Annotated in this window: 14 protein-coding genes and 1 riboswitch; of the genes, 3 read left to right on the top strand and 11 right to left on the bottom strand. The window is 72.5% G+C overall.

The window, feature by feature from the left end:
* Window positions 1-31: 31 nt before the first annotated feature.
* Window positions 32-1,525: a glutamate-cysteine ligase family protein gene (locus tag RNC47_RS00625; RefSeq protein ID WP_311594564.1), complete on the bottom strand. Its 1,494-nt coding sequence runs from the start codon at window positions 1,523-1,525 to the stop codon at window positions 32-34.
* Window positions 1,526-1,794: 269 nt separating this feature from the next.
* Here RNC47_RS00625 and RNC47_RS00620 point away from each other — a divergent pair, with 269 nt between their 5' ends.
* Both RNC47_RS00620 and RNC47_RS00615 read left to right on the top strand, forming a co-directional pair.
* Window positions 1,795-2,364, top strand: coding sequence for a hypothetical protein (locus RNC47_RS00620; protein WP_311594563.1), 570 nt, complete (start codon window positions 1,795-1,797; stop codon window positions 2,362-2,364).
* A 329-nt stretch (window positions 2,365-2,693) separates the two neighbouring features.
* Entirely contained in the window at window positions 2,694-3,356 is a 663-nt protein-coding gene (locus tag RNC47_RS00615; protein ID WP_311594562.1) for a fascin domain-containing protein, read from the top strand.
* A 98-nt stretch (window positions 3,357-3,454) separates the two neighbouring features.
* On the opposite strand, the gene gcvP is transcribed toward RNC47_RS00615, so the two are convergent.
* Window positions 3,455-6,352 (bottom strand): aminomethyl-transferring glycine dehydrogenase, encoded by a 2,898-nt coding sequence (gene gcvP, locus RNC47_RS00610; RefSeq protein ID WP_311594561.1) that lies wholly within the window; start codon window positions 6,350-6,352, stop codon window positions 3,455-3,457.
* Between the two features lie 176 nt (window positions 6,353-6,528).
* A riboswitch (glycine riboswitch) is annotated at window positions 6,529-6,627 on the bottom strand.
* Window positions 6,628-6,785: 158 nt separating this feature from the next.
* Between gcvP and RNC47_RS00605 the strand changes: the two genes are divergently transcribed.
* Window positions 6,786-7,115: a PRC-barrel domain-containing protein gene (locus tag RNC47_RS00605; protein ID WP_311594560.1), complete on the top strand. Its 330-nt coding sequence runs from the start codon at window positions 6,786-6,788 to the stop codon at window positions 7,113-7,115.
* Here RNC47_RS00605 and RNC47_RS00600 read toward each other — a convergent pair.
* The 9 genes from RNC47_RS00600 to RNC47_RS00560 all read right to left on the bottom strand — a co-directional run bounded on the left by RNC47_RS00600 (window position 7,112) and on the right by RNC47_RS00560 (window position 16,032).
* Window positions 7,112-8,467 (bottom strand): DNA polymerase IV, encoded by a 1,356-nt coding sequence (locus tag RNC47_RS00600; protein ID WP_311594559.1) that lies wholly within the window; start codon window positions 8,465-8,467, stop codon window positions 7,112-7,114. The genes RNC47_RS00605 and RNC47_RS00600 overlap by 4 nt on opposite strands.
* Before the next feature lie 49 nt (window positions 8,468-8,516).
* A complete protein-coding gene (locus RNC47_RS00595) occupies window positions 8,517-9,116 on the bottom strand; it encodes a MerR family transcriptional regulator (protein WP_387091889.1) in 600 nt (199 codons plus the stop codon).
* 143 nt (window positions 9,117-9,259) lie between these two features.
* Complete coding sequence (locus RNC47_RS00590) at window positions 9,260-9,730, bottom strand: bifunctional nuclease family protein (RefSeq protein ID WP_132818669.1); 471 nt, start codon at window positions 9,728-9,730, stop codon at window positions 9,260-9,262.
* Between the two features lie 76 nt (window positions 9,731-9,806).
* Window positions 9,807-10,388: an FHA domain-containing protein gene (locus RNC47_RS00585; RefSeq protein ID WP_311594558.1), complete on the bottom strand. Its 582-nt coding sequence runs from the start codon at window positions 10,386-10,388 to the stop codon at window positions 9,807-9,809.
* A gap of 282 nt (window positions 10,389-10,670) precedes the next feature.
* Window positions 10,671-11,462: a DUF881 domain-containing protein gene (locus RNC47_RS00580; protein ID WP_311594557.1), complete on the bottom strand. Its 792-nt coding sequence runs from the start codon at window positions 11,460-11,462 to the stop codon at window positions 10,671-10,673.
* 5 nt (window positions 11,463-11,467) lie between these two features.
* A complete protein-coding gene (locus RNC47_RS00575) occupies window positions 11,468-11,800 on the bottom strand; it encodes a small basic family protein (RefSeq protein WP_311594556.1) in 333 nt (110 codons plus the stop codon).
* A gap of 34 nt (window positions 11,801-11,834) precedes the next feature.
* On the bottom strand, window positions 11,835-12,731 hold the full coding sequence (locus RNC47_RS00570) for a DUF881 domain-containing protein (protein WP_311594555.1): 897 nt from the start codon (window positions 12,729-12,731) through the stop codon (window positions 11,835-11,837).
* Between the two features lie 62 nt (window positions 12,732-12,793).
* Window positions 12,794-15,289, bottom strand: a complete 2,496-nt coding sequence (locus tag RNC47_RS00565) for a mannose-1-phosphate guanyltransferase (RefSeq protein WP_311594554.1) — start codon at window positions 15,287-15,289, stop codon at window positions 12,794-12,796.
* Window positions 15,290-15,423: 134 nt separating this feature from the next.
* On the bottom strand, window positions 15,424-16,032 hold the full coding sequence (locus RNC47_RS00560; protein ID WP_311594553.1) for a CDP-alcohol phosphatidyltransferase family protein: 609 nt from the start codon (window positions 16,030-16,032) through the stop codon (window positions 15,424-15,426).
* Window positions 16,033-16,155: the final 123 nt, after the last annotated feature.

Raw genomic sequence — 16,155 nt, 5'->3', positions numbered from 1 at the left:
GCGGACGCCGGCCCGGGCCGCCGCCGGCGGCTCAGACGCCGGCCGGCCAGCTGTGCACGGGGGCGTCCGTGCGCGCCAGATCGCAGTATCGCCGGACGAGCTCGCGCAGCGCGGTCGACCGGTCAGCTCCACTGGCCACCAGTTGGTGGTAGGTCCGAGTCTGCCAGCCCGCGCCGGTGACCCGACGCCGGCACCGCTCCGCGATGACGGAGAGGTACTGCTCACGGTCGGGCGCCGCCACGCCGGCGGCCTCCAGCCCCTGGTCGGCGAGCGGCAGCAGCCGCTCGCCTATCAGCCGGTGGGCGGGCTGCCTGACCAGGGCGGCGCCGTCCTCGGTCGGCCAGGTGAACTCGGCGTCGATGCCGTGCCGGCAGGCCGCCTGGAAGTTCGCCTCGGCGGCGGCGAACGGCAGCCGCCGCCACACCGGTTCCCGCTGGTCCGCGAGCGCGCGCACCAGGCCGTAGTAGAAGGCGGCGTTGGCGACCACGTCGGTGACCGTGGGCCCGGTGGAGAGCACGCGGTTCTCCACGCGCAGGTGCGGCACGCCGTCGGCCACGTCGTACACCGGCCGGTTCCAGCGGTAGACGGTGCCGTTGTGCAGCGTCAGCTCGCCGAGCCTGGGCACTCCGCCGGCGTCGAGGACGGCGAGCGGGTCCTCCTCGTCGCGGAGCGGGAGCAGCGCCGGGTAGTAGCGGATGTTCTCCTCGAACAGGTCGAGCACGGAGTCGATCCAGCGCTCGCCGAACCAGGCGCGCGGGCGCACGCCCTGCGCGGCGAGCTCCGGTGGGCGGCTGTCGGTGGCCTGGAGGAAGAGCTGGGGGCGCGACTCCTGCCAGAGCTCGTGGCCGAAGACGAAGGGCGAGTTGGCGCCGACGGCGATCTGCGCGGCGGTGGTGGCCTGGGCGGCGTTCCAGGTGTCGGCGAACCGGTCGGGGGTGACCTGGAGGTGGAACTGGACGGAGGTGCAGGCCGCCTCGGCGGCGATCGAGTCGAAGGAGTGGGTCAGGCTCTCGGCGCCGGCGATGTCGAGCAGGATGGCCTCGCCCCTGGCGGCCAGGATCTGGTCGTTGAGGAGGGTGTAGCGGTCGCCCGGCGACAGGGACCCCGGGGCCACCTCCTCCGGGGTGATGGTCGGCAGCACCCCGGTGAGCACGAGGCCCGCGCCGAATTCGCCGGCCATTCGGTCGGCATAGCCGATCGCGATGCGCAGTTCTTCGGCCAGATCGTCGAAGACCCTGCCGACGAGTCGACGCGGTGGCATATTGAGCTCGATGGTGAATTGCCCGAGCTCCGACTGGAAATCGTTGGTGGCCATTCGGGCGAGGACTTCGTCGTTCACCATTCGCGGCGAACCGCCGGAATCCGCCATGGACAGTTCGACCTCGAGGCCGATCAGGTCGCGCGGCCCGTCGAAGCGCTCCTCGCGCAGCATCCTCGCCAACGCCGTCAGGCAGTCGTTCAGCCTGGCGCGGTACTCCTGACGGGCAGCCAGGTCGAAGCGGTCGGCGACGAACTTCTCCCCCATGGGGGCACCTCCTCCGTCGAGCGGTGCCACGATCCTGCCCACGCCACGGGCCGGGGAACCAGGACCGACGGGGCCCCCGGGGCGGAATCCGGCATATTCCTCCGGAATATTCGGCGGTCGAACCTGCTCGGCGGAGTCCGATTTCCCCCTTGCCGAAACATCCGGGGGCGGCTAGCCGAAACACGGGGAGAACATGCCCGGTATAAAATAGCTGATGGCGTGTCTCCTATTCCAGAGGCGACCTACTCCAAAGCGAGAGGCGACCCATCATGCCCCTGCGTATCCCCTCGGCCCCGGCCACGGCCGAGCAGTCCGTCCGCACCGCGCTGCACCCGGGCACCGCACGGACCCCGGTGCCAGCACACCTCCTCGGGGAGCCTCCCCGGCTGGTGCTCCCGCTACCCCTGCACCGGTTGACGCCGGTCTCCTCGCTCACCGAGCCGCCGCGTGCCGGGCTGACCGGCTGGCGCTTCCTGCTGGAGCGTGACGGCCGGACCGTGGGTGCGGCCGAGACCGCGTTCACGGCGGACGGTTGGGAGTTCTCCCACTTCCTCGAGGGACCGTTCATCGCGTCGACCGAGCGGGCCGTGCGGCTGGCCGAGGCCCTGCCGACGCCGTACCAGCCCAGGTTGCTCTCCATCCCCGAGCTGTACATGTTGACGCTCTGGCTGCACGCCGACCTGGAGGCCGAGCCGACCGCCGGCGACCCGCTGCCGGACGACCTGCTGGTGCCGCTCGCGCCGGCGCCGCCCGGCATCGCGGCCGACCGCCCGGTGCGCACGGACGCGCTGTTGCCGCTCGTGACCAGCCGGGTGGCACCGCTGGGCCTGGCGAGCTAGCGGCTCGTCACGCGGCCGGGGGGGGCACGACGCCAGAACCGTCCTTCAGCCCCCCGCGAGCAGAGACCGACCGGCCGCCCCCGGGGGCGGCCGGTCGCCGGCCGAGTCGGTCCACACCACCACCGCGCCAGCGATGGCAGCGCGACCGGCTGGCGACGAGAGGGGGAAGACACGTCGACAGACAGGTGAACACGTCGAAGGCGGCGCGACGGTGATCACGTCATGTCCCAGAATTCCACCAGGAGTTCGACTTGGTGCTCACGGGCGGGGGGAATGGTGACCAGTCCGTGACTGACAGAGGGATGAACGTGAGACGCACGATCGCAGTCATGGCATGTACGGGCGGCCTGCTGGCCGCCTTCGCACTGGGCGCGCCGACCACGGCCACCGCGGCCTCGCCGGTCGCGACGCCCGCCGCCGTGTCGGAGGGGTGGGAGCGGATCGACAGCGAGGCCGAGCTGGCGGAGGTCCTGGCCGGGTCCACGCTGGCCGCGCCGGCGGGGCGGGTGGACTCCGGGTTCACCGCCCAGGACGTGGTCGTCGAGGAGCGCCTGGCCATCGAGTCGGTCCGCAACTGGAACTTCGTCGCCACGGAGATGAGCTACCCGGCCCCGAACACCGGCCTGCTGCGCGCCCGTTCCCAGGGCGTCTTCGGAGCGTGGGAGGAGTTCGACTTCGTCTGGGACGATGCCACCGGCACGTTCGCGATGCGGTCGCGGGCCAACGGCCTCTACGTCGCGGTCGAGAGGAACCTCACGGGCGAGCGGCAGAACATGCTGCGCGCCCGCTCGGCGAGCGTCGGGGGCTGGGAGCGGTTCGAGCTGTTCCAGGACCCCGACAGCCTTGAGTTCGCGATCCGGTCGACGCTGAACGGCCAGTGGGTCGCCATGGAGAACAGCTACGGTGGCACCCTCCAGTACCTGCTGCGCGCCCGCTCCGCCGAGCCGTCCGGCTCCTGGGAGAGGTTCAACATCTACGAGGTCATCGACTGACCCTCGCGGTCACCCCGTTCGTGACACGACGGCCCCACCGGGGAGTCCCCGGTGGGGCCGTCGTATCGACGGAACCCGGCGGTGTCGTTGAGTCAGCGTCAGCCCGCGTACTCCGCGACCGGCGGGCAGGAGCAGACCAGGTTGCGGTCGCCGAAGGCGCCGTCGATGCGGCGCACCGGCGGCCAGTACTTGTCACGCTGGCCGCCGTCGGCGGGGTACGCGGCCTCGGCCCGCGAGTACGGGTGGGGCCAGTCGCCGGCCAACTGCTGGGCGGTGTGCGGGGCGTTGCGCAGCGGGTTGTCGTCCTTCGGCCACTCCCCCGCCCCGACCCGGTCGATCTCGGCGCGGATGGCGATCATCGCCTCGCAGAACCGGTCGAGTTCGGCCAGGTCCTCGCTCTCGGTGGGCTCGATCATCAGCGTGCCGGCTACCGGGAACGACATGGTCGGCGCGTGGAAGCCATGGTCGATGAGCCGCTTGGCGATGTCGTCCACGGTGACGCCGGTGGCCTTGGTCAGCGGCCGGACGTCGATGATGCACTCGTGCGCCACCAGGCCGCCCGGGCCCGTGTAGAGCACCGGGTAGTGCGGCTCCAGGCGCTTGGCGACGTAGTTGGCGCCGAGCACGGCGACCTGGGTGGCGCGGCGCAGCCCCTCGGCGCCCATCAGCCGCAGATAGGCCCAGGAGATCGGCAGGATGCCGGCGGAGCCCCAGGGGGCGGCCGCGATCGGGCCGATGCCGCCGCCCTCGGGCCCGGCGGCCGGCTGGAGCGGGTGGCCGGGGAGGTAGGGCGCCAGGTGGGCGCGGACGGCGACCGGACCGACGCCCGGGCCGCCGCCGCCGTGCGGGATGCAGAAGGTCTTGTGCAGGTTGAGGTGCGAGACGTCGGCGCCGAAGTGCCCCGGCTTGGCGAGGCCGACCAGCGCGTTGAGGTTGGCGCCGTCGACGTAGACCTGCCCACCGGCCTCGTGGACCGCGGCGCAGATGGCCGCGATGTCCTCCTCGAACACGCCGTGCGTGGACGGGTAGGTGACCATGAGCACGGCCAACTCGTCACGGTGCGCCTCGATCTTGGCCCGCAGGTCGGCCGCGTCCACGTCGCCGTTCTCGCCGGTGGCGACGACCACCACCCGCATGCCGGCCATCACGGCACTCGCCGCGTTGGTGCCGTGCGCCGAGGAGGGGATCAGGCAGACGGTGCGCCCGGGCTGGCCGTTGGCGCGGTGGTACGCGCGCACCGCGAGCAGTCCGGCCAACTCGCCCTGGGAGCCCGCGTTCGGCTGCAGCGAGACCCGGTCGTAACCGGTGATCTCGGCCAGCCGGTCCTCGAGCTCCCGGATCAGGGTCAGATAGCCGGCGGCCTGCTCGGCGGGCGCGAACGGGTGCAGTTCGGCGAACTCCGGCCAGGTGACGGGCTCCATCTCCGCGGTGGCGTTGAGCTTCATGGTGCAGGAGCCCAGCGGGATCATGCCGCGGTCGAGCGCGTAGTCGCGGTCGGCGAGCCGGCGCAGGTAGCGCAGCATCGCGGTCTCGGAGCGGTGCTCGTGGAAGACCGGGTGGGTGAGGTAGTCGTCCCCGCGCAGCAGCGCCTGCGGCAGGGCGTCCGGGGTGGTCGCGTCCAGCGACTCGATGTCCGTGGCGTCCGCGGGCACCCCGAAGGCGCCCCAGACGGCGGCCAGATCGGCCCGGGTCGTGGTCTCGTCGCAGGCGATGCCGAGGTGGTCGGCGTCGGTCTCGCGCAGGTTGACCCCGGCCGCGCGGGCGGCCGCCGCGATCTCGGCGGCCCGTCCCGGCACCCGGGCGGTGACCGTGTCGAAGAAGGCGTCGTGCGTGATCGCCACGCCGCCGGCGCGCAGCCCGGCGGCCAGCAGCGCGGCGTACCGGTGGGTGCGCCGGGCGATCGCGGCGAGCCCCTCGGGGCCGTGGTAGACCGCGTACATGCCGGCCATCACGGCCAGCAGCACCTGGGCGGTGCAGATGTTGCTGGTGGCCTTCTCGCGGCGGATGTGCTGCTCCCTGGTCTGGAGCGCGAGCCGGTAGGCGGGCCGGCCGTCCGCGTCCCGCGAGACGCCCACCAGACGGCCCGGCAGGCTGCGGGCGTAGGCGTCGCGGACGGCCATGTAGCCGGCGTGCGGACCGCCGAAGCCCATGGGCACGCCGAAACGCTGGCTGGTGCCGACGGCGATGTCGGCGCCCAGGTCGCCGGGCGAGGTGAGCAGGGTGAGGGCCAGCAGGTCGGCCGCGACGGTGACCACGGCGCCCAGCTGGTGCGCCCGTTCGATCAGCGCCCGGTGGTCGCGCACGGCGCCGGAGGCCCCCGGGTACTGGAGCAGCACGCCGAACACCCCGCGCTCGGCGAGCTCCGCCGGGATGCCGTCGTCGAGGTCGGCGACCACCACCTCGACGCCGGTGGGTTCCGCCCTGGTGCGCACGACGGCGACGGTCTGTGGCAGGCAGTCGGCGTCGACGAGGAAGACGCCGTCCCTGACCTTGCCGACCCGGCGGGCCAGGGCCATCGCCTCGGCGGCCGCGGTGCCCTCGTCGAGCAGCGAGGCGCCGGCCGTGGGCAGCCCGGTGAGGTCCGCGACGACGGTCTGGAAGTTGAGCAGCGCCTCGAGACGGCCCTGGGAGATCTCCGGCTGGTACGGCGTGTAGGCGGTGTACCAGGCCGGGTTCTCCAGGACGTTGCGGAGGATCACCGGCGGGGTGAAGGTGCCGTGGTAGCCGAGGCCGATCATCGAGCGCCGCACGCTGTTGCGCTCGGCCAGCGCGCGCAGCTCGGCGAGGACCTCGGCCTCGCTCCCGGCGTCCGGCAGGCGGAGCGCGCCGACGCTGCGGATGGCCTCGGGGACGGCGGCGGCGGTCAGCTCGTCCAGCGAGCCGAAGCCGACCTGGGCCAGCATCTTGGCCTGGTCGGCGGCGTCGGGACCGATGTGCCGGGCGGCGAACGGGGTGCCACGCTCGAGTTCGGTGAGCGGGGTGCGGGGGACGGTCATGGGTGGAGGCTCCTCCTGGTCGCGGCGACCTCGGGGGTTCGGGCGGCGCTGCCCGACCGGCCTCCCCCTCTGTCATCCGGCCGTGTCGCCCGGACCTGAGAGCTTCGCCCGGCACCTGCGTGCCCGGCTTGCACCGTCGGTGAGGACGACCGGGTCGCCCTGCTTTCCAGAGTGGTTTCGCTCGCGCGGTACGTGGGCCTGAGAGATTCCGGGGAGGATTTGCTCCTTCGGCGCCCGCCGTCCGCTCGACGGCGGGACTCTCCCGCGCGGGGTCGTCAACCGCCTTCGAGCCTACCAGCGGACGTCCTGGCCCGTACGTCCCGTGCGGCCGCCCGGCGCTCGACTGGCCGACCGCCGGTTTGTGCCCTTTCGTAGGAGGTGGCGTTCCCTTTCCGGATGGGTTCCGGAGGTGCGGGGAGCAGCGGGAGGAAGCATGCAGATCGACATCGACCCACGCAGCCTGATCGGCCGCAAGGCCTTCGACCGCGAAGGCACCAAGATCGGCACCGTGGACGAGGTCTACCTCGACGACGCGACCGGGGCTCCGGAGTGGGCGGCCGTGCGGACCGGGATCTTCAGCCGGGACGCGTTCGTCCCCCTGGAGCCGAGCGAGGTGGTCGGCGACACGTTGCGGGTGCCGTTCGACCGCTCGCTGATCAGGGACGCGCCCGACTTCGGGGTCGGCCGCCACCTCTCCCCCGAGCAGGAGTTGCAGCTCTACCACCACTACGGCCTCGACGTGCCGCAGGAGGACGGGACCTAGCGAGGCCCCCGGGCGGTGCCCGCCTCGGCGTCCGCGTCGGTGACCAGGGGCAACGGATCCGAGTGGGTGAGCTCCGGATCGTCGAGGCGAAACGTTCGAGCACGGCCGGGCGGTGAACCGGGGCGCTCGAAGCGGACCGTGACCCGGCCGACCCCGCTGCCCTGGATCCAGCCGGGACCGTGCCGGGCGTGGGTCACGTCGAGGCCCGGGAGCCAGCGCCGCTCGACCGGCTCCTCGGCGAGGGGCACCGCGGGCGCCCCCGCGGCCGGCTCCGCCGGGGTCGCCTGCGCGAACAGGTCCTCCTGGGTGAAGTCGGCCAGGCCGCTGACGCCCACGCCGAGCAGCCGCACGCCCTCCGTGGTGTCCACGCCCTCCAGCAGCCTCCCCGCCGCCTCCGCGATCACCACCGGGTCGTCCGTCGGGCCGCGCAACGTCTCGGAGCGGGTCAGGGTGGTGAAGTCGTACCGTCTGACCTTCAGCACCACGGTGCGGCCCGATCTGGCCGCCGAGCGCAGCCGCCCCACGCAACGCTCGGCGAGCCGCGCCACCTCGAACCTGATCCTGGCCCGGTCCGTGACGTCGGTGTCGAAGGTGTCCTCCACGGAGATGGACTTGGCGTCCCGGTCGGGCACCACGGCGCGGTCGTCCAGGCCGAGCGCCATCGCGTGCACCGCGTGGCCGTGTGCCCTGCCGAGCAGGCGCAGCAGCTCGGCCTCGCCCGCCTCGGCCGCGTCCCCGACGGTGGCGAGGCCGGCGCGGCGCAGCGTCTCCGCGGTGGCCGGGCCGACCCCCGGCAGGGTGCGCACCGGCATCGGGGCGAGCAGCTCCCGCTCGGTGCCCGGCTCGATCAGCAGCAGGCCGTCGGGCTTGGCCTGCTCGGAGGCGATCTTGGCGAGCATCTTGGAGCCAGCGAGGCCCACGGAGCCGGTGAGCCCGGTGGCGGCCCGGATCCGGGCGCGCAGCCCCTCGCCGGCGCGGCGGGCGGCGGCGGACGAGGTGGGCGGGGCGGGGCCGGCCGCCAGGTCGACGAAGGCCTCGTCCAGGCTCAGCGGCTCGACGAGCGGCGAGAGCTCGCCGAGCAGGGCCATGACGCGCTCGCTGATCTCCCGGTAGACGGCGAACCTGGGCACCAGGAAGGCCGCGTGCGGCGAGAGCCGGCGGGCCTGTCCCATCGGCATCGCCGAGTGCACCCCGAAGCGCCTGGCCTCGTAGGAGGCGGTGGCGACCACGCCGCGTGGGCCGAGGCCACCCACGATCACCGGTTTGCCCCGCAGGCTCGGCTTGGCCGCCTGCTCCACCGAGGCGTAGAAGGCGTCCATGTCGAGGTGCAGGATGCTGGGCTGGCCTCTCACGGTTCCGATGGTGCCGCAGGGCACCGACAGTCAGGGCCTGGCGGGCGGGTCAGGCGCGGTTGCGGCGGCGGGCGAGCTCGTCCCCCGGGTGCTCGGCCGGCACGGCCTCCCCGGTGTCCACCCGCTCGGCCTGCAGCTGGGCGAGCGCGCTCTCCACGTCCCCCCAGACGGCGCCCACCGCGATGCCGAAGACGCCCCGGCCGCCGCGCAGCAGCTCCGCCAGGTCGTCGGGCGACGCGCAACGGTAGACGGCGGCGCCGTCGCTCATCAGGGTCATCCCCGCGAGCTCGGCCAGGTCGGCGGCGCGCAGCGCCTGGACCGCGGTCCTGATGCTCCCCAGCGAGACGCCGGCGTCCAGGAGCCGCTTGACGATCTTGAGGACCAGCACGTCCCGGAAGCTGTAGAGCCGCTGGCTGCCCGAGCCGTGCGCCGGGCGCACGCTGGGCTGCACCAGACCCGTGCGGGCCCAGTAGTCGAGCTGGCGATAGGTGATCCCGGCGGCCGCGCACGCGCTGGGGCCGCGATATCCGAGCTCCTCGGTCCTCCCCCGCCCCTGGGGGGCCACCGAGTGCCGAAGCCCCGGCCTGGGCGGCGCGCCCGGGAGGGCGGAGACCCCGCCGACCGCTCTACTGTCGCCGTTACCTGTCACGCCGGCCTCCGTTCCGCATGCCCCGACTGTGCCCTCGTCGCTCACCGGCTGTCACGATGAGCACGCACACAGCGCTCCTCCCAAGACATGCCCCATTGAAGCTAGGCATCCACACTCGGCGCGTCAACGAACGCCACGCGCCGCTACTGGCTGGTGCCGAAGTCCTCCGGAGAGATCTGGTCGAGGAACTCGCGGAACCTCTCCACCTCGTCCTCCTGCTCGTCCGGGATGATGATCCCCGCGTCGTCGAGCACCGCGTCGCTGCCGTAGATCGGCGTACCGACGCGCAGCGCGAGGGCTATGGCGTCGGACGGGCGGGCGCTGACCTCGACCCCGCTGGCGAACACGAGCTCGGCATAGAAGACCCCGTCCCGCAGGTCGGTGATCCGCACCGCGCTGAGCTCCTGCCCCACCGCCTCGAGCACGTTCTTGAAGAGGTCGTGCGTCAGCGGCCGGGCAGGGGTCATGCCCTGCTGGGCGAACGCGATGGCGGTCGCCTCTCCCGGTCCGATCCAGATCGGGAGATAGCGATCACCGCCGACTTCACGGAGAAGCACGATGGGCTGGTTGTTGGGCATTTCCACCCGCACGCCCACGACGTCGAGCTGATTCACACAGCAACCCTAGGCCGTGCCCGGGGCATTTGGATAGTCGAGCACCACCATGCCGCCCGCGCACGCCCCCGGCCGGTCAGTATCCGTGCCTTCCGACGAAGAAAACCAGCCGGTACTTGCCGATCTGCACCTCGTCACCGTTGGTGAGCACCACGGAGTCGATCGGCTCCCTGTTGACGTAGGTGCCGTTGAGGCTGCCGACGTCACTGACCGTGAAGGCGCCGTCCGGCTGGCGCCGGAACTCCACGTGGCGCCGGGAGACCGTCACGTCGTCGAGGAAGATGTCGCTCTGCGGGTGACGGCCGGCGGTGGTCAGGTCGCCGTCCAGCAGGAAGCGGCTGCCGGAGTTCGGCCCGCGCCGGACGATCAGCAGGGCCGAGCCGCCCGGGAGGGCGTCGACGGCCGCCTGGGCCTCGGCCGAGAGCGCGGGCGCCGGGTGCTGTCCCGTGATCTCCGCCTCGTACGCCTCGAGCCCGGAGATGGAGATCGTGGACGTGGTCTCGGAGGAGCCCTCGAGCCCGGGGCGCAGCGCGTTGCCGCAGTTGGAGCAGAACCGGCTGGTCGCGGGGTTGCGGCTGCCGCAACGGCCGCAGGGCGCGCCACCGGCTGCCGGCTGGGAGCCTATGCCGCCGGGCCCCGCGACCTCGTCACGGAACAACGGGCGCCCCTGCTCGGCACCGGACGCCGACGCTGGCGTGTCGCCATGCTGGCGGGCGCGGCCCCGCGCGGCACTGTGGCTGCCGCTCTGACGCCTGCCGAACAAACGAGCGAAAAAACTCACCAGCGATCCCCTCGCACGTAGCCCGACCCGTCGGTGGGACGGGGCGGTCCATTTTCTATCACCGGCCGATTCGAACGTCGTGACAACGTCCACGGCCTCCGTTCAGTTTCCCTCACCGAGCGCCACACCGGGCCGCCGCCCCCCTGACGCCGTCTCAGGTCACGATGACGACTGAGCGTAGTCAGGCTGCTCGGCCGACCGCAAGGCGTCGACCACGACGGTCTCCGGGCGGTCCATGGTGACACCGACCCCCTCGTTCTCCAGGGACTGCACCACTCCCCCGGGGATGTTGAGCGCCGGTTCCAGGTCCTGCGGGCGGCCTATGGCCGAGACCAGGTACGGCGCCCCGGCCGGCACACCGTCGATGCGCACCCCGCCGTTGTGGTCCACGAAGGAGGTGTCCGCCACGATCCGCACGTCGTTGATCTGGATCGCCTCGGCGCCGGCGGCACGCAGTTCCTGCACCGCGTCGAGCAGCATATCCGCCTCGACGACGCCCCGCGGATCGCTGATCCGCAGGCTGATCCCCGGCCCCTCGGCGGCCATGGTGCCGGCCAGGACGCCCAGCTGGCGCTCTCGCTCCAGGGTCTGCCTGCGGGCCTCCTCGGCCTGGTCGGAGCTGGTCTCGAGGTCGGACCGCTGCTCCTCGAGACCGGCCCGCTCGTCCTCGAGGCGCGCGGTGCGGTCCTCCAGGTCGCTGAGGATCCGGACCAGGTCCTCGGGGCGCGCGTTGCGCAGCGCCGTCTCCTCGCTGCTCGCGGCCCGCACCTGGATGGCCAGGGCGAGCCCCAGGGCGAAGAGCAGCGCCGCGGCGAGCAGTTGACTTCGGGTGACGCGGGGCGGCCACAGGGCGTCGAGCAGCGCCCGCGGCCCCGCGGGCTCCGGCGCGGCGGCGGCCGGCTCCCGCTCCTGCCGCGGATCCTGCCGTGGGTCCTGCCGCGGGTCCTTCATCGCCCTCACGCCCCGAAGACGTGGCGGCGGATGGCCGCCGTGTTGGAGAAGATCCGGATCCCGAGGACCACCACGACGCCGGTGGAGAGCTGGGCGCCGACGCCCAGCTTGTCGCCGAGGAAGACGATCAGCGCGGCCACCGTGACGTTGGACAGGAAGGAGACCACGAAGACCTTGTCGTCGAACACCCCGTCGAGCATCGCCCGGACGCCGCCGAACACCGCGTCGAGCGCGGCGACCACGGCGATCGGGAGGTACGGTTCGACGCCGGTGGGCACCACGGGACGGGTGAGTATTCCGGCCACGACTCCCAGGACGAGCCCCAGAACGGCGATCACTGCGGGTTACCTTCTCCTGTTTGGTCGGTCTCGTTCACTCGGTCACTGATCCGGCCGAGCCCACGGGACTGGCCGAACGTATGGTCAGGCTGGGGGCGGCGGGCAGCCGCAGTTCGTCGCGGACCTCGGTGGCGGAGCGGATGCCGTAGTCGTCGGCGAGGACCCGGAGGTAGCTGCCCGCGGGGCCGGCGGCGAAGGCGGCGGCCAGCTCGTCCCCGTCGCCGACGGCGCGCAGGGTGTAGGGCGGGACGAGCGGGCGGTTGTCCACCAGCACCGCGTCGCCCGCGGCCCGGATCGCGGAGAGCGCGGTGAGCCGCTGGTCGTTCACGGAGACGGCCTCGGCGCCGGCCTGCCACAGGCCGTTGACGATCCACTGGAGGTCACGGTCGCGGACCCGGCCGCCCTGACCGAAGCCGCCGTCCCCGGGGCCGCCCGAGGCCGCCTGGCCGGCGCCCTCCGCGTCGTCGACGGTGAGCTCGACGCCGGGCCCCGACACGGCGGTGGCCCCGGCGAGCAGGGCCACGAGATCGGCCCGGTCGGCGTGGTCCTCGGGCAGGGCGGCCCGCTGCCTGGCGGCCACGTCGGCACGCAGCGCGTCGACGTCCCCCTGGAGCCGGTCGAGACCGTCCGTGCCGGCCTCGACCCGCTCCAGCAGCTCCTCGCGCTCCCTGGCGACGGTGGGGGCGGCGTCCCTGGCGTGGGCGGCGCCCAGGGTGACCACGGCGGCGGCCAGCGCGAGCCCGGCGGCCAGCCACAGGCGGCCGCGCAGGGTGCGCGCGCCGTGCGCCGGCCGGGCCCCGTCCGCCGCGCGCCGCCTGGCCGCCGCCCGCGCGTACCCGGCGTCGAGCGAGTGCTCCATGACGGTGGTCAGCAGCGACATGGAGGCGTCGGGGCGGACCGGCCGGCGCGGCGCCGGCTCCTGCTGTGGCATGGCGGGCATGATTGCACGCCGCCCCCGCGGAGATCGAAACGGGGCGGCCGGCCGGCCCCGGCTCAGCGTTCGGCGCTGTCCACGATCACCGACCACTCGTCGAGCAGCTCGGAGGCCGTCGCGTCGTCGGGCCCCTCGGCCCACAGGTGGGTGACGGCCTCCGCGGGGTCCGGCAGCACCAGGACCCACCTGCCGTCGGGCTCGACCACCCGCACGCCGTCGGTGGTGTCCACCGATCTGTCGCCGGCGGCCTCCACGACCCGACGCATCACCAGGCCCTTGATGGCCCAGGGGGTGATCACGTCGCGCTTGAGGACGTGGGCGCGCGGGATGCGGGCGTCGATCTGGCTGAGCGACAGCTGGGTGCGGGCGATCAGGCCGATCAGCCGCGCGAAGGCCGCCGTGGCGTCGAACACGCTGGAGAACTCGGGCACGATGAAGCCGCCCTGGCCGTCGCCGCCGAAGACCGACCCCTCCTTGTGGGTGACGCGGGTCAGGTCGTCGGGCGAGGTCGTCGTCCACTCGACCTGGGTGCCGTGGTACGCCGCGACCTGCTCCGCGATGCGGGTGGTGGTGACCGGCAGCGCGACCCGGCCGCTGCGCTGCTCGGCGGCGATCAGGTCGAGCATCACCAGCAGGGCCCGCTGGTCCTCGATGATCCGGCCCCGCTCGTCGACCAGCGACAGGCGCTCGCCGACCGGGTCGAAGCGGACGCCGAAGGCGGCGCGGGCCGAGGAGACGATCTCGCCGAGCCGAACGAGACCCGCCCGTCTCGCCTCCGCGGTCTCGGTGGGCCGCGCCTCGTTGAGCCCCGGGTTGATGGTGAGGGCGTCGACGCCCAGCCGGCCGAGCAGGCTGGGCAGCACCAGGCCGGCGCTGCCGTTGGCGGCGTCGACCACGATCTTGAGCCCGGACTCCTCGACCCCGGTGGTGTCGACGGCCCGCAGCACCGAGCCGGTGTAGGCGTCGAAGACGCTGGCCGGGAAGCGCAGGTCGCCGATCTCGCCGGGGAAGGCCCGGCGGTACTCCTGGCGGGCGTAGACGCGGTCCAGCTTGCGCTGGCCGGCCTGGGAGAGGTCGGCGCCGCGCTCGTCGAAGAACATGATGTCGACGGAGTCGGGCACACCGGGGGTGGTGCGGATCATCACGCCGCCGGCGCTGCCGCGCGCGGTCTGCTGCCGGGCCACGGGCAGCGGCACGTTCTCCAGGTCGCGGACGTCGATCGCGCTGGCCTGGAGCGCGGAGATCACCGCGCGCTTCAGGGCCCTGGCGCCCCGGGAGTGGTCGCGGGCGGTGGTGACCGTGGAGCCCTTCTTGAGGGTGGTCGCGTAGGCGCTGGCCAGCCGGACGGCCAGCTCGGGGGTGATCTCGACGTTGAGGATCCCGGAGACGCCGCGGGCGCCGAACAGTTGGGCCTGGCCGCGCGACTCCCAGATGACCGAGGTGTTGACGAAGGCGCCGGCCTCGACGGTCTTGAACGGGTAGACCCGGACGTTGCCCTGGACGATCGACTCCTCGCCGACCAGACACTCGTCGCCGATGACGGCGCCGTCCTCGATCCTGGCGGCGCGCATCACGTCGGTGTTCTTGCCGATCACGCAGCCGCGCAGGTTGGTCTGCGGGCCGATGTAGACGTTGTCGTGGACGACCGCCCGGTGCAGGAAGGCGTCGGCCTTGACGACCACGTTGGACCCGATGACGGTGTGTTCGCGGATCTCGGCGCCGGCCTCGATCTTGGCGTAGTCGCCGACGTACAGCGGGCCGCGCAGCTTGGCGTCGGGGTGCACCTCGGCGCCCTCGGCGATCCACACGCCGGGCGAGATCTCGAAGCCGTCGATGTCGACGTCCACCTTGCCCTCGAGCACGTCGGCCTGGGCCTTCACGTAGCTCTCGTGGGTGCCGACGTCCTCCCAGTAGCCCTCGGCGACATAGCCGAAGATCGGCTTGCCCTCCTTCATCAGGCGGGGGAAGACGTCTCCCGACCAGTCCACGGGGATATCGGCCTCGACATAGTCGAAAACCTCGGGCTCCATCACGTAGATGCCGGTGTTGACCGTGTCCGAGAAGACCTGGCCCCAGGTGGGCTTTTCCAGGAAGCGTTCGACGCGGCCCTCGTCGTCGACGATGGTGATGCCGAATTCCAGGGGGTTGGGAACGCGGGTGAGGCATACGGTGACGAGCGCGCCGCGCTCGCGGTGAAAACGGATCAGATCGGTGAGGTCGAAGTCGGTGAGCGCGTCACCCGAGATCACCAGGAAGGAGTCGCTGCGGAGCGCCTCCTCGGCGTTCTTCACACTTCCGGCCGTACCCAGTGGCTTTTCTTCGTGGGCGTAGGTGAGGTCCATCCCGAGCTCCTCACCGTCCCCGAAGTAGTTCTTCACGAGAGAAGCGAGGAACTGCACCGTGACCACGGTTTCGGTGAGCCCGTGACGCTTCAGGAGCCGGAGCACGTGCTCCATGATGGGGCGGTTGGCCACGGGCAGCAGCGGTTTCGGCATGCTCGCGGTCATGGGGCGAAGCCGGGTGCCTTCGCCACCAGCCATTACGACGGCCTTCATATCGGAAGTGTCCTCCTTGGGGAGTCGACAGTCACACCGACCGCACCCGTCTGGAGGGGCCCGGGCCCGGGGTGGCTCCCCGGAATTAGCGGCACGTGCGGGCGCCAGGCCCCTGCGACACTGCCAGGGCGAGCTCAGTCGGCCGTGGGGTTCGCCCTCAGTAGGCGGCGGACCTGGACCACGTAGAGGATCCCTGCCCACCAGTACAGCGCTGTACCCCAGCCGGCGAACGCCCATCCGAAAATAGCAGCGAGTGATGCCGCCCAGCTACTTCCGTCACTGAGCAGCAGCAACGGAAAGGCGTACATGAGATTGAGGGTGGCCGCCTTGCCCAGGTAGTTGACCTGGGGCGGGGCGTATCCGTGCCGGTCGAGGACGAAGACCGTGACCAGCAACATGAGTTCGCGGGCGAGCAGGAGTGCGGTGAGCCAGATCGGCAGGATGTCGCGCCAGGTGAGGCCGACCAGCGTGGACAGGATGTAGAGGCGGTCGGCGGCCGGGTCGAGGACGCGGCCGAGCGCGCTCACCTGGTTCCAGCGGCGGGCGAGCTTGCCGTCGAGGTAGTCGCTCACCCCACTGGCGGCCAGCACCAGCAGGGCCCAGCCGTCGAGGTTGGGGCCGTCGAAGGCCGGGGAGAGCACGAGCCACAGGAAGAGGGGGACCCCCGCCAGCCGGGCCATGCTGAGGATGTTGGGGATGGTGAGAATCCGGTGGGTCTGAACGCCTGAATCCTGGAGCTCCACCCGGAAGCCTCCCGTGTTCCCCGTGTCTCCTACTGTGCGGAAGAACCCTACCCGGCGGTTCCGACGGCGCGGCCGGAGGGGCCGAATGCGGCGACGTGGGCTTTTATGTGATGTGCGGCCCGA

The sequence above is a fragment of the Streptomyces millisiae genome, assembly GCF_031845425.1.
Taxonomy (GTDB): Bacteria; Actinomycetota; Actinomycetes; order Streptomycetales; family Streptomycetaceae; genus Streptomyces; species Streptomyces millisiae.
Note: the sequence above shows the minus strand (reverse complement) of the source record. Positions and strands in the feature narration are given on the sequence as shown.